The organism is Caloranaerobacter ferrireducens (assembly GCF_001730685.1).
Lineage (GTDB): Bacteria > Bacillota > Clostridia > Tissierellales > Thermohalobacteraceae > Caloranaerobacter > Caloranaerobacter ferrireducens.
In genome coordinates, this window is sequence record NZ_MDJR01000006.1 from 91,433 (window position 1) to 104,082 (window position 12,650).

The window sequence follows — 12,650 nt, forward strand, 5'->3', positions numbered from 1 at the left end:
ATTATCACAAATACAATACGTTAAATATAATATAATATATTTCAATAATTTCATAATTTTATGCTGTACAATTTTGTTTAATGTGTTATACTATTTATAGATTGAATCTCGTTAACTCTATATAAATATAGGAGGACTGTAATTATGTTATACTTATTTGATAATAATGCTTTTAATAATATGATTATTAATCCAACTAAAGAAAAACTAATTAAGCTAAGCAGAGATAAAGGAGTATTTACAGAATTTAATAGCCTTTGTTTCATAACTAATGTAAGAAATAGAAGTGCTAAAAATACTTTTGTTGTAAATAACATACCTTTAGGTGTAGATCAACAAGGGATTTCTAGAAAAGAAGCAGATAGAATAGTTAATGAAGTGAATAATTATTTAATAGATAAAGAATTAATTCGATTAGATAGAAAAATGGGGCTGCATAGTAAATTTTCATTTAACTGTAGACTTTATATAACTAAGGAATATAGCAGAATTGCATATATGTGGAATAATTCTTTATTTGATCCTATTGATATTAATAATCCTGACATGGTAAGCGTTTATGTTCCAGAATGGCCACAAAGAATTATATTAATATATCCAGAAGAAGGAGTAACTTATATATTAGGAACTGATTATTTTGGTGAAGCTAAAAAATCTTTCTTAAGAATGGCTATGTATAAAGTTAAAAAAATGGGTGGTTTAGGACTTCATGCAGGCAGTAAAGTGCTAAGAGTAAAAGATAAAGATGGAATATTAAAAGATGTAGGATTTATTATGTTTGGATTAAGTGGTACTGGAAAAACAACATTAACAATCCATGACCACAATCTAAAAGGAGAAGAAAAAGCTATTATCAGACAAGATGATGTAATATTTATGGATAAAAACGGATACTGTGCTGGAAGTGAAAATGGCTTCTTTATTAAGACTGAAGGATTAAGTGAAAGTCAAAGAGTTTTATATAAAGCTGCAACAAGTCCAAATGCTATTTTTGAAAACGTTAAAGTTTATGAAAATGGTAAAGTTGACTTTTCGAATACAGAATTGACTTCAAATGGAAGAGGCGTAGTACTTAGAGAAGAAATCGATAATACAGATAATAGTATTGATCTTGAAAAAGCTCATAAACTTATATTTATAACTAGAAGAAATGATATCATACCACCAGTTGCTAAATTAACTGCTTCTCAAGCAGCTACATTCTTTATGCTAGGAGAATCTATTGAAACTTCTGCTGGAGATCCTACTAAAGCAGGTCAGTCAAAAAGATGCGTTGGTACAAATCCTTTTATTATAGGACCTGAAGCAGAAGAAGGTCACAGGCTATATCAAATACTAAAACAAAATCCTGATATGGAATGCTACATCTTAAATACAGGAAGAGTTGGTCAAAACAACGATTTTGAAGGCGAAAAAATTACTATAGAAGTTTCAACAACTATTATGCGTGAAATTGCAAAGAATACAATAGAATGGGAAACTGATAAAGACTGGGGTTATCTAGTACCAAAATCGGTAAATGGTTTAGACATGGATAGATATAATCCAAAAAAATATTATACAGAAATAGAATATAAGGCATTAGTAAATAAATTAAAAGAAGAAAGAGTTAAATGGCTATCAAGATTTGAAAATTTAGATGCACAATTAGTAAATAGTATAGCATAAGAAATGCGGCTAAAAATAGCCGCATTAAGTTTGTTGATAAATTAAATTATTTATGAAAATAACACTCATGCGAAAGAATTTAGAAAAAACTAAAAGCTTAAATTTTTAGAAAATCCTAACGCACCTAATCAAGACTTCCTGTCTTGTAGGATGCTGGCTTAGCGTCCTGCTAAGCCTACGGATTTTCTTAAAAATTTTCACCTAGTTTTTTTAACTAAATTCTTTCAAGCATTCACTTTTATTTTCATAGATATTTAAAAAGATAAGTTTGTCTATAACATTAAATGCGGCTAAAAATAGCCGCATTTTTATTTTTGCATATAAAAATCTGGATTAGTTAACTTGAAAGTATTATTAAGTCCATCTGTAATAAAAACACGTTTATCTTTGGTAATAAATATAGCTTCTACTCCATCTAGATTTTCTATTAGCCTTTTTCCTTCAGAAAGTCCTAAAGAAAAAGTAAGAGTTGAAAGTGCATCCGCATCAATTGATTTATCTGCTATTATCGAAACACTTACTAATGAATTTTCTACTGGATATCCTGTATAAGGATCTAATATATGGTGATATCTTCTTCCATTCTGCTCAAAATATCTTTCATATATACCTGACGTAACTACAGTCTTATCTATAACCTTAACTATTCCAATATATTCTCCTCTTTTAGTAAAAGGATTCTGAACTCCTATATTCCAAGGAGATCCATCAGGTTTACTGCCTAAAGCAAAAATATTTCCTCCTAAGTTTATAATAGCATGCTTTACATTTTCATTTCTTAAAATATCAGCTACTTCATCAGCGGCATAGCCTTTCGCGATTCCTCCAAGATCTATTTTCATACCTTTTTCCATAAGCTTTACTTTTTTCTCTTTCTCATCTAATAGTATCTTTTTATAATCAATTAATTTTATTGTGTTGTTTATTTCTTCTGAACTTGGCACTTTAGCCCTGTCTGTGCCTATTCCCCATAATTCAACTAAAGGTCCTATAGTAATATCAAATTTCCCATTAGATAAGTCAGAATAATATATTCCTTTTTTAATTACATCAAATACATCTTCAGAAACTTTGATATAACCATTTCCTGAGTTAATATTAACTTTATAAATATCACTATTTTTAATGTTCTTACTCATTTTACTATCTATATCTTTAATCCTTTCAAATGCCTTATCTAAAATCTTTGAATCGATATTCTGATATATATTCAGTGTCACTATAGTTCCTAAAAGAAATTCCGTTTTTGTTAATGGTTTGTTCCTTACTTCTTTTGAACACCCTACTAAATTTAAAATCATTACAGCAATTAAAAACAAATAAATTACTCTCCTTGTTTTTCCCATTTCAATCCTCCAATTCATACTTCAGTTTTAACTCCAATTATATTATAAGGCTTTAGAGTCAAACTCTAAAGCCTTTATTTCATATTCTTATTCATAGCCTTTTTAGCTAATTTTTTAAACCTTTCGCTAGTATACGTTGCACCAGTAACTACATCTACTTTATCAACATCTTGTTTACTAATAAGCTCCTTCTCCAATTTAATCTTAACGTCTTCTGGAGTTATTCCAGATGCTTCTTTCATTTTTTCAGCATATTCTTTATCTTCATTTTTATTTTGGCCTTCTTTATTAACTTCATTAAATACAACATCAACTATTTTACCATCTTCATAAGTTATTGAAATTTCTGCTTTCCAACCATATTTATCATAATCATCAGACGCTTTATAAGTACCATCTTTATAACTCATATTCTTGTCAGTTACTGAATTGCATCCTGTTATAACTAACATTGTAATTATTGTAAAAATAATAATATAAGATATCCTTTTCATGCTCAAAACTCCTTTTCGATATTTTTATAATCCATAGGAAATTATATTCCTTGCTGAGCTGTGGATAATTTTGAATATAATTTCCGTAATGGATTTCAACAAAATCTTCCTTAATTTATTTAAATCGAAGATTTTGTTATATTATCTACACATAAATAATATTATTATATCATTAGCCTTAAGTAAAGAATATAATATATCTCAATTCAAATTTTATACTCTTGATATCTCAATTTTTACATCATCTATCGGCTTTAAAAGTTCTTTAAGGTTTTCATCTTTAATACTATTATTAAGCCATATTTGTTCACTATCCCTATCTAAAATAACAGGCATTCTATTATGAATACTGCTAATTTTTCTATTAGCATTTGTAGTTAATATAGTAAAGCAATCTACATATTCTCCATTTTTATTTTTAAAAGAACTGTATATTCCTGCCATTGAAAATAAATTTTTATCTTTTAAATATATTTTATATTTTATACTTTTGCCATTTTCCTTCTTCCATTCAAAAAAGCCGCTAGCTGGAATTAGGCATCGCTTATTGTAAAAAGAATATTTAAATAACTTTTTAGTATCTATAGTCTCGCTTCTTGCATTTATAATCAATTTTTTTAAATATGACAAATCAAATCCCCACTTCATTAGCTTTATCATTCGTTTGTTACCATTATTTATGATTATAGGGACTTCATTTGAGGGAAATATCTCAGGCATAGATTTAATTAAAACATCACAATAATTAATATTAAATCTTCTTGATATTTCCTCAATATCGGCAAAAAGATAATATCTCCCACACATATAACCACTCCTACTTATAATCAACAATTAGATTTCTTAATTTTAACTGCTAAAATCCTTCATAACAGCATTCACAACTTTTCTTATAATTTCATAATCGTATCCTTTATAGGCTAAATGTTGAGATAACTTCTGATATATTTTATTTCTCTCCTTATCTTTTATACTTCTTAATTTTTTCTTAGCTAAATAAACTGCATTTTCATAAATTTTTTCATCTTCTATTTCTGAAATAACTTTGTTTATTATATCTTCACTTATTTTTTTCTTTGTTAATTCAAATATGATACGTTTTTTTCCATATTTATTGCTACTTAATTTATTTCTAACATAACTTTTTGCATATTCTTCATCATCAACCATTTTATAATTCTTTAAAATTTCTATTACATTATCTATAATTTCATCTTGATAACCTTCTTTAGATAACTTATCTCTAAGTAACATCTCACTATGCATTGTTCTCGCCAATATACTAAAAGCTTTATTTTTAGCTCTTTTAAGGTTTTCATCAAATATTAGAAGTTCTAACTTTTCTTTATCTACTTGAACTCCTTCTTCAATTCTAAATTTATAAATAACTTCTTTATGAACCCCAGCAAAAAATTCATGATCAATATATATATTAACTTTTTCTTTATTATTTTTTTGTTCAACTATTTTGGTAACAATGCCCATAATTATTCCTTCTTTCTAAATCCCTATAATCTTGAGCAAAACATAAATCGAATAAAAGCATGAACCCTTCAATATCAATTCTTCTTCACTACCACTTTTTATAGTAAAAGGAGATGAAATTTTAATACTACATGGGTAAAATAGCTCTATGCCTCCCTTAGTAAGAAAATCAGCAATTAAATGGCTAATATAGCCTATAATGAAACCTTTATATACTCCAATTAAATTATATCTTATTGCTAAAATTTTAACAACCATTGAAAATAGTAAAAGACCTAACAAACTATGAGTAAATCCTCTATGATGAGATAATCCTGTAAAGGCTAAAGTTATAGATAAAATTTTTAAAAGCCTACTGTTTAAACTTATACCGAAATAAATACATCCAAAACTTAAAGTTATATAAAATATAAATTTAAATATTTTATTTTTCCTAAAAAGAAGTTTCTGATTTAATTTGCTCTTGGGATGATCTATATCTGGTAATAAAGCCCCCAAAACTGTTGAAGAAATAAAAATAATACCCTTTTCCAAAGAATAATCTGAAATGGCAGTAACCCCAGCTGCAATTCCTAGCATAACATGTGTCTTACCCTTCATCTTTTGTATCCTCCGGCTGATTCTTATAAATATTTCTTATAAATATATAGAACACTAGTTCTAGTATACCATAGATTATAACTTATTTAAATAGCTGAAACAAAGCTATTTAAATAAGTTTGTTTCTTAGTGCTTTTTAACAAAAACTGTTTAACCAAAAAAAAAGTATTGACAAACTCTATAAAATGATTTAGAATTTTAGACTATAGTGACAAAAATAAATAATACGCTCTTATCCAGAGAGGTGGAGGGACTGGCCCTATGAAGCCCGGCAACCTGTGTTCCAAAACACAAGGTGCCAATTCCTGCGGTATAAGATATACCGAGAGATGAGAGAGAGAAATAAGTTTTTTATGCCTCTTTCATCTGAAAGAGGCTTTTTTAATACCCTCCCTGCAGAAGGGGTATTATTATAACTATTTTAATTTAGTACATTAAATTGATAAAGGAGTGAAGTAATTGATTGTAATTCAAAATCTCAGCAAAATATATGAAAGTAAAAATGAAAAAATACATGCTTTAAAAGATATCAATTTAGAAATAAAAAAAGGTGAAATTTTTGGAATCATGGGTTTAAGTGGAGCAGGAAAGTCTACTCTTATTCGCTGTATAAATCTTCTTGAGAAACCTACTAGTGGTAGTGTTTTTATTAACAAAAAAGACATAACGGTTTTAAATAAACATGAACTCAGGGAAATAAGAAAACGTATTGGAATGATTTTTCAACATTTTAATCTCCTTAACTCAAGAACTGTTTTTGAAAATGTAGCTTTTCCACTTGAAATTTCAGGTTATAACAAGAAACAAATTAAAGAAAGAGTAGAAAATTTGTTATCTTTAGTTGAACTCTCAGATAAAAGGAATGCCTATCCTTCCCAGTTAAGTGGAGGACAAAAACAAAGAGTTGCTATAGCTCGTGCTCTTGCTAATCAACCAGATATTTTACTGTGTGATGAAGCAACTTCTGCTCTTGACCCTAAGACAACAAAATCTATTTTGAAACTTCTTAAAGAAATTCAAAGTAAATTTGGTCTTACAATAGTTCTTATAACACATCAAATGGAAGTAATTCGTGATATTTGCGATAGAGTTGCAATTATTGAAAATGGAAAAATAATCGAGTTAGATACAGTTGAAACAATATTTACAAATCCTAAAACAAAAACTGCTAAAGCCTTTGTTTCACATATTCAACATAATAAAGAAGAAATTAGTTTTCCTAAGGCGTCTGGTTCTAGGGTTATTAGATTAAAACTTTTAGGTGAAGTTGTAAAAAAGCCTATTATTTCTCAATTGATTAGACATTTTTCAATAGATATTAATATTCTATCAGGTAATATAAATGAATTACAAACAACAAATATAGGGACTCTGCTTATACAAATTTACGGAAAGAATGATGAAATAGAAAATGCAATCAAATGGCTTAAAAAAGAGAAAATAGGATTGGAGGTTGTATGGAATGGATAATTTGATAGAATTACTTTTTCCTTCTTTATGGGAAACAATTTACATGGTAACAGCCTCAACAATATTTGCTCTAATTCTAGGTTTCCCTCTAGGTATTTTACTAGTAGTTACAGAAAAAAACGGTATTTGGGAAAAACCTATACTAAATTCAATACTAGGAACTATTATAAATGTATGTCGTTCTTTTCCATTTATTATTTTGATGATTCTAGTTTTCCCTCTATCGCGTATCCTTGTAGGAACTTCTATAGGAACTACAGCCAGTATAATACCATTAGCAATTGCAGCTGCTCCTTTTGTAGCAAGGATTATTGAGAGTTCCTTTAAGGAAGTAGATAGTGGAGTTATAGAAACAGCTTTAGCAATGGGAGCTACAATCCCACAAATCATTTTTAAAGTACTTATTCCTGAAGCTTTGCCTTCATTAGTACTTGGTATCACTCTAACAATCATAAATTTAATTGGCTATTCAGCTATGGCTGGTGCTATTGGAGGAGGTGGTTTAGGAGATTTAGCAATACGTTATGGGCTTTATCGTTTTGAAACTGGTGTAATGATTGCATCTGTAATAATAATTATTCTACTTGTACAGGGAGTACAAGCTATAGGCAATAAAATTGCATTGAATATTAGTAAAAAAAGATAAGGAGGAATAAATATGAAAAAGTCTTTAATTCTATTACTAATTATTTCTATATTAGGTGGTGTTATTCTTAGTGGTTGCCAATCTTCAAAAGAAGATAATAATGTACTAAAAGTTGGGGCTACTCCAGTACCTCACGCGCAAATACTTGAAGTAGTAAAAAATAAACTTAAAGAGCAAGGGATAGATTTACAAATTATTGAATTTACTGACTATGTAAAACCAAACTTAGCCTTAGCAGAAAAAGAAATTGATGCAAACTTCTTTCAACACATACCATATATGAATAGCTTTGCTAAGAAAAACAATATAGATATTGTATCTATAGGAGCAATACACGTTGAACCACTTGGATTATATTCAGAAAAAGTAAAATCAGTGGAAGAATTAAAAGAAGGTGCAGTTATTGCTATACCAAACGATCCTACAAACTGCGGCAGAGCTCTTATACTTCTTGAAAAAAATGGGCTTATAAAACTTAAAGAAAATGCAGGTCTTGAAGCTACAGAAAAAGATATAATTGAAAACCCAAAAAGATTTGTGTTTAAATCCTTAGAAGCAGCTCAACTTCCAAGAGTACTTAAAGATGTTGACGGTGCTGTGATTAATGGAAATTATGCCTTAGAGGCAGGTCTTATACCTACAAAAGATGCTATTTTGCTTGAAGATGGTGATTCTCCTTACGCAAATATTGTAGCTGTTAGAAAAGGAGAAGAAAACAATCCAAAATTAAAGGCACTAATTAAAGCTCTTCAATCAGAAGAAGTTAAGAAATTTATTGAAAAAGAGTATAATGGAGGAGTTATACCAGCATTTTAATACTCTTTGAAATTGTTAACTAATATTAAGGCTAAACATATTAAACCCTCCTCTTAATTTGTTGTTTTAAGAGGAGGGTTTCCTTATTCAAACATATTAAACCCTTCACCTAATACTTCACGTACTGTAGATACTGTAACAAATGCTTTATTATCAATTTTCTTTATATAGCTTTTTAATCTGATAAATTCTTTTTTATTCATAACAGCCATTATAACAGGTCTAGTTTTATTCGTATATGCACCCTCTGCATAATAAATTGTAGCTCCTCTTTCAAGTTCTTTTGTTATAAACCTCTTTATCTTATTAGGAACTGAGCTTATTACTGTAACATTCATTTTAACATTAAGCCCCTCTATTACATTATCTATAATAAATCCGTTCATTATTACTCCTAATAAAGCATATAATCCTAATTTAGTTCCAAAAGTAAGTATAGCTAACAATGTAACTACAAAATCAGCCATTAATAGTGATTTGCCTATATCTATCGAGAAAAATTTGTTTAATATTTTAGCTATAATATCAGTACCACCAGTTGAAGCATTTTGATAAAATATTATTGCCATACCTATTCCCTGGATAAGAATACCATAAAACAAGTTCAATAATATATCATCTGTCAATGGTCCATTTATAGTAAAATATTTTTCGAAAATCCACATAGCTCCTGAAAGTCCAAAACTAGCATATATTGTTTTTGCTCCAAATTGAGTACCAATTAGCAAAAATGCTACAACAAACAGTATTAAATTCATAATAAACATTAAAGCTCCGATAGATACTGAAGGAAATACACTCTTAATTACCATTGCAAGCCCTGTAATCCCACCTACTGCCAAGTCTGCTGGTACAAGAAAAAAACTTAATGCAAAAGCTACAATAATGATTCCTATACTTATTATAATATAATCCTTTAATATATTTCTCATAACATCACCTCTAACCTCAAAGTTATCATATTTTCATTGTCCCTGATTTTAAAAATCTATCATGCCATGATAAAGCTTCACTTAGTATATGTGGAGTGTGTTTATATTTGTTAGATTGTGCTCTTTTAAAATAATCTCTTAACATCGGTTTAAAATCAGGATGTGCACAGTTTTCTATTATAACCTTAGCACGCTCTTTTGGACTCAATCCTCTTAAATCAGCTACTCCCTGCTCTGTAATTATTACCATCACATCATGTTCTGTATGATCATGATGTGAAACCATAGGAACTATTGAAGATATATTTCCGTTTTTAGCAGTAGATGGAGTCGTAAAAATGGAAATATGTGCATTTCTAGTAAAATCACCAGAACCACCTATACCGTTCATCATTCTTGAACCAAATATATTTGTAGAATTAATATTCCCATAAATATCAGCCTCTATAGCCGTATTCATCGCTATTACACCTAATCTTCTTATTATTTCTGGATTGTTGCTTATTTCTTGAGGTCTTAGAATTATTTTATCTTTATATAATTTAATCCTTTCCTTAAATCTTACAAGCCCATCTTTAGAAGGAGTTATAGAAGTACCTGAAGCAAACAACGCCTTTCCTGAATCAAGAAGATCAAGCATCGAATCTTGAATTACTTCTGTATAACAGACTAGATTTTCAAATTTTGATTTTAGAAGCCCAGCTAGAACTGCATTTGCTACGCTTCCAACACCTGATTGTAAAGGTAGTAAATTTTGTGGAAGTCTACCTACTTTCACTTCATGTTCTAGAAAATCTATAAGATATCCTGATATCTTCTCTGAAATATCATCAATTGGAGCTAAAGGTCTGACATTATCAACAATGTCTGTTACTACAATCGCTGCTATTTTATCTAATCCACATGGAATATACACAGTCCCAATTCTTTGATCTACCCTTTCAATAGGTATCGGTTTTCTATTAGGTGGATCATTGAGAATATATATATCAGCCATACCTTCTAAATCAAGAGGTTGACTTGTATTAATCTCAACAATCACTTTTTCAGCCATCTGCACAAATGTAGGTGAACAGCCGATAGATGTAGAAGGTATTATATGCCCTTCCTCTGTTACTGCAACAGCTTCGATTATTGCAATATCTATTTTCCCTAAAAATCCATATTTCGTATATTGAGGTACATGACTTAAATGCATATCTAGAAATTCACAACCACCACTATTAGTATAATCTCGTATGCTTTCATTAGTCTGATATGGTAATCTCTTTGCAATAATTCCAGCTCTAGAAAGCTCACCATCTAATTCATCCCCTACAGAAGCCCCTGTAAACAACCCTATTCTTATCCTTTCACCTGTTTCTTTAACTCTTTTAGCCAATGCTAATGGAACTGCTTTAGGGTAACCAGATGGAGTAAACCCACTTGTACCAATATTCATCCCATCTTTAATTAACATAGCAGCCTCTTCAGCAGACATCACTTTGTTTAATAATTCTTTATTTCTTATTCTGTTATCAAGCATATCCACTCCTCCTTATTAATTCCTTAAAATTGAATTGGTAGTTTATATAATATGATAGTAAAGACAATCATACCTAAAAGTGCAAATGGATAAGTTGCTCCATAGCCAGCAGCTACATCATCACAGTTTGTGGCATCTATAGCAGCACCTAAACCCGGAGTGCTCGTCATACCACCACAAAGTGCTCCTGCTAGAACAATCCAATTTATTTTGAATACATATCTTCCTATAATAAAACCAGCAAATATCGAAAAAAAACCACAAACTAACGCTATTAAGGCTAAATATATACCTGAACCCGTAAGTGATGTTAAAGCAGAATATCCATATCTTAACCCCACTATAGTTAAGAAAAAAGAGAGTGCTAATTCACGTATTACACTCAATACTTTGCTATTCATTCTAAAATTTAAGAAACCTATTTTCCTTATATAGCCAAGCAATAGAGATGATATTAAAACACCACCTGTTGTACCTAAATTAAAATAATTTATTGTATGACCCAAATATATTTTTAAATTTCCAATAAATATACCAAATAAACAAACAAAAACAAATGCTATCAAGTCAAATTGTACTTCTCTGTCTTTAACACATTCTTCTTTAGCCGGATACATTTCTTTAAAAAATTCCTTTTTTTCTTTATTAATATCTATCCCAAAAATTAATGGTATAAATTGCATAGCTAAAATAACAATAAGAACACCTGGTATATAACCAATCGCATAGCCAAATCCAACCATACTTTCTGCTTCCTTGCCATAGATAGAAACAGACTCAAGTGCAGCGGCCAATCCTGGAGAACTTGTCAGAGCTCCTGTATAAACCCCAGAAATAGCAAATAGATTTTGTCCTTTACTTATTAAGGTCATAATATAAGTAACAAACGCTCCTGTAAATGTAATAACAATTCCTAAAATTACAAACTTAAGACCGTATTTTTTCAATACTTTATCTAAATCTTTTGAAGCCAAAAGTCCCACTGCTGCTACAAATAATATAAGAGTAAACAAGAAAAAATCTTTCGAAATTACACCTTGTTCTAATATTTTTTCAGCATATATCGGCATCTGCTCTAAATCTTTATATGGCAAAGCATAATTCCTATATATGAACCATCCTATTATAAGTCCAGTAAATAGTCCTCCCGAACTGCCAAGTTTAAATCTGCCAAAATTAACTTTGCCTAATAATTGTCCAAGAAAAACCGAAACAAACATTAACACAAAAGGATTAGTTATGAACATTGTAACATTTAAGCTCATTTTATCTCTCCTTTATTTTAGCTTTAAATTATAACTGAATGAAAAAACACCTTATTCCCACTTGGGAATAAGGTGTATTATGACAATAATAGTAACTACCCGACTTTAATCACATAAATCGGCCTATACTACACATAATACCTCCCCATCCTCGTGGGTAAAAACGGTATTGTTCCCTATGGCAGGTCTCCTGGCTTCGAATCATTGCACAGTTACTCCCTTCCCATTTCTTCCAAAAGAAACAGTGGCTTTTATATAACTGTGCTCCTCGTTACAGTGGCGGGACCGCGTCGGACTTTCACCGAACTTCCCTTTTAAGCTTATGATATTCCTCATAAGCACCATAGAGCTCCGTATTTTATTTTAATCACATTTTATTAAACTAATTATAAATTGTCAATGA

At 29.8% G+C, this 12,650-nt stretch carries 12 protein-coding genes and 2 riboswitches; of the genes, 4 read left to right on the top strand and 8 right to left on the bottom strand.

Annotated features, from left to right (window positions below; genetic code table 11):
* Positions 1–144: 144 nt before the first annotated feature.
* The gene (locus BFN48_RS09560; protein ID WP_069650685.1) at positions 145–1,668 is read left to right on the top strand and encodes a phosphoenolpyruvate carboxykinase (ATP); all 1,524 of its coding nucleotides are present in this window, start codon (positions 145–147) and stop codon (positions 1,666–1,668) included.
* Between the two features lie 308 nt (positions 1,669–1,976).
* On the opposite strand, the gene BFN48_RS09565 is transcribed toward BFN48_RS09560, so the two are convergent.
* From BFN48_RS09565 to BFN48_RS09585, 5 genes are all read right to left on the bottom strand, one after another.
* Positions 1,977–3,014 carry an FAD:protein FMN transferase gene (locus tag BFN48_RS09565; protein WP_069650686.1) on the bottom strand — a complete coding sequence of 346 codons (1,038 nt, stop codon included), beginning with the start codon at positions 3,012–3,014 and terminating at the stop codon, positions 1,977–1,979.
* Between the two features lie 74 nt (positions 3,015–3,088).
* Positions 3,089–3,508 carry an FMN-binding protein gene (locus BFN48_RS09570; RefSeq protein ID WP_069650687.1) on the bottom strand — a complete coding sequence of 140 codons (420 nt, stop codon included), beginning with the start codon at positions 3,506–3,508 and terminating at the stop codon, positions 3,089–3,091.
* Between the two features lie 213 nt (positions 3,509–3,721).
* The gene (locus tag BFN48_RS09575) at positions 3,722–4,315 is read right to left on the bottom strand and encodes an SOS response-associated peptidase (RefSeq protein WP_069650688.1); all 594 of its coding nucleotides are present in this window, start codon (positions 4,313–4,315) and stop codon (positions 3,722–3,724) included.
* A 42-nt stretch (positions 4,316–4,357) separates the two neighbouring features.
* Positions 4,358–4,993 (bottom strand): regulatory protein RecX, encoded by a 636-nt coding sequence (locus BFN48_RS09580; RefSeq protein WP_069650689.1) that lies wholly within the window; start codon positions 4,991–4,993, stop codon positions 4,358–4,360.
* Between the two features lie 15 nt (positions 4,994–5,008).
* On the bottom strand, positions 5,009–5,593 hold the full coding sequence (locus BFN48_RS09585) for a metal-dependent hydrolase (protein WP_069650690.1): 585 nt from the start codon (positions 5,591–5,593) through the stop codon (positions 5,009–5,011).
* A 229-nt stretch (positions 5,594–5,822) separates the two neighbouring features.
* Positions 5,823–5,929: riboswitch (SAM riboswitch) on the top strand.
* A gap of 123 nt (positions 5,930–6,052) precedes the next feature.
* Between BFN48_RS09585 and BFN48_RS09590 the strand changes: the two genes are divergently transcribed.
* The 3 genes from BFN48_RS09590 to BFN48_RS09600 are packed head-to-tail and all read left to right on the top strand — an operon-like array spanning position 6,053 to position 8,525.
* Positions 6,053–7,063, top strand: coding sequence for a methionine ABC transporter ATP-binding protein (locus BFN48_RS09590; protein ID WP_069650691.1), 1,011 nt, complete (start codon positions 6,053–6,055; stop codon positions 7,061–7,063).
* Positions 7,056–7,709: a methionine ABC transporter permease gene (locus tag BFN48_RS09595; RefSeq protein WP_069650692.1), complete on the top strand. Its 654-nt coding sequence runs from the start codon at positions 7,056–7,058 to the stop codon at positions 7,707–7,709. Before BFN48_RS09590 ends, BFN48_RS09595 begins: the two co-directional genes overlap by 8 nt.
* A gap of 12 nt (positions 7,710–7,721) precedes the next feature.
* Complete coding sequence (locus tag BFN48_RS09600; protein WP_069650693.1) at positions 7,722–8,525, top strand: MetQ/NlpA family ABC transporter substrate-binding protein; 804 nt, start codon at positions 7,722–7,724, stop codon at positions 8,523–8,525.
* 83 nt (positions 8,526–8,608) lie between these two features.
* Here BFN48_RS09600 and BFN48_RS09605 read toward each other — a convergent pair whose 3' ends face one another.
* Genes BFN48_RS09605 through BFN48_RS09615 form a run of 3 tightly spaced genes read right to left on the bottom strand, consistent with a single transcriptional unit; the run spans position 8,609 to position 12,247 of the window.
* Entirely contained in the window at positions 8,609–9,457 is an 849-nt protein-coding gene (locus BFN48_RS09605) for a YitT family protein (RefSeq protein ID WP_069650694.1), read from the bottom strand.
* Between the two features lie 25 nt (positions 9,458–9,482).
* Positions 9,483–10,982, bottom strand: a complete 1,500-nt coding sequence (locus tag BFN48_RS09610; protein WP_069650695.1) for an acetyl-CoA hydrolase/transferase family protein — start codon at positions 10,980–10,982, stop codon at positions 9,483–9,485.
* 23 nt (positions 10,983–11,005) lie between these two features.
* Positions 11,006–12,247, bottom strand: coding sequence for an aspartate-alanine antiporter-like transporter (locus tag BFN48_RS09615; RefSeq protein ID WP_069650696.1), 1,242 nt, complete (start codon positions 12,245–12,247; stop codon positions 11,006–11,008).
* A 163-nt stretch (positions 12,248–12,410) separates the two neighbouring features.
* Positions 12,411–12,608, bottom strand: a riboswitch (cobalamin riboswitch).
* Between the last annotated feature and the right edge of the window lie 42 nt (positions 12,609–12,650).

Excerpts from the sequence above, each read along its gene's own strand:
- BFN48_RS09610 (WP_069650695.1), bottom strand. The coding sequence starts at position 10,982 with ATGCTTGATAACAGAATAAGAAATAAAGAATTATTAAACAAAGTGATG.
- BFN48_RS09585 (WP_069650690.1), bottom strand. The coding sequence starts at position 5,593 with ATGAAGGGTAAGACACATGTTATGCTAGGAATTGCAGCTGGGGTTACT.
- BFN48_RS09565 (WP_069650686.1), bottom strand. The coding sequence starts at position 3,014 with ATGGGAAAAACAAGGAGAGTAATTTATTTGTTTTTAATTGCTGTAATG.
- BFN48_RS09600 (WP_069650693.1), top strand. The coding sequence starts at position 7,722 with ATGAAAAAGTCTTTAATTCTATTACTAATTATTTCTATATTAGGTGGT.
- BFN48_RS09560 (WP_069650685.1), top strand. The coding sequence starts at position 145 with ATGTTATACTTATTTGATAATAATGCTTTTAATAATATGATTATTAAT.
- BFN48_RS09595 (WP_069650692.1), top strand. The coding sequence starts at position 7,056 with ATGGATAATTTGATAGAATTACTTTTTCCTTCTTTATGGGAAACAATT.
- BFN48_RS09575 (WP_069650688.1), bottom strand. The coding sequence starts at position 4,315 with ATGTGTGGGAGATATTATCTTTTTGCCGATATTGAGGAAATATCAAGA.
- BFN48_RS09605 (WP_069650694.1), bottom strand. The coding sequence starts at position 9,457 with ATGAGAAATATATTAAAGGATTATATTATAATAAGTATAGGAATCATT.
- BFN48_RS09570 (WP_069650687.1), bottom strand. The coding sequence starts at position 3,508 with ATGAAAAGGATATCTTATATTATTATTTTTACAATAATTACAATGTTA.
- BFN48_RS09615 (WP_069650696.1), bottom strand. The coding sequence starts at position 12,247 with ATGAGCTTAAATGTTACAATGTTCATAACTAATCCTTTTGTGTTAATG.
- BFN48_RS09580 (WP_069650689.1), bottom strand. The coding sequence starts at position 4,993 with ATGGGCATTGTTACCAAAATAGTTGAACAAAAAAATAATAAAGAAAAA.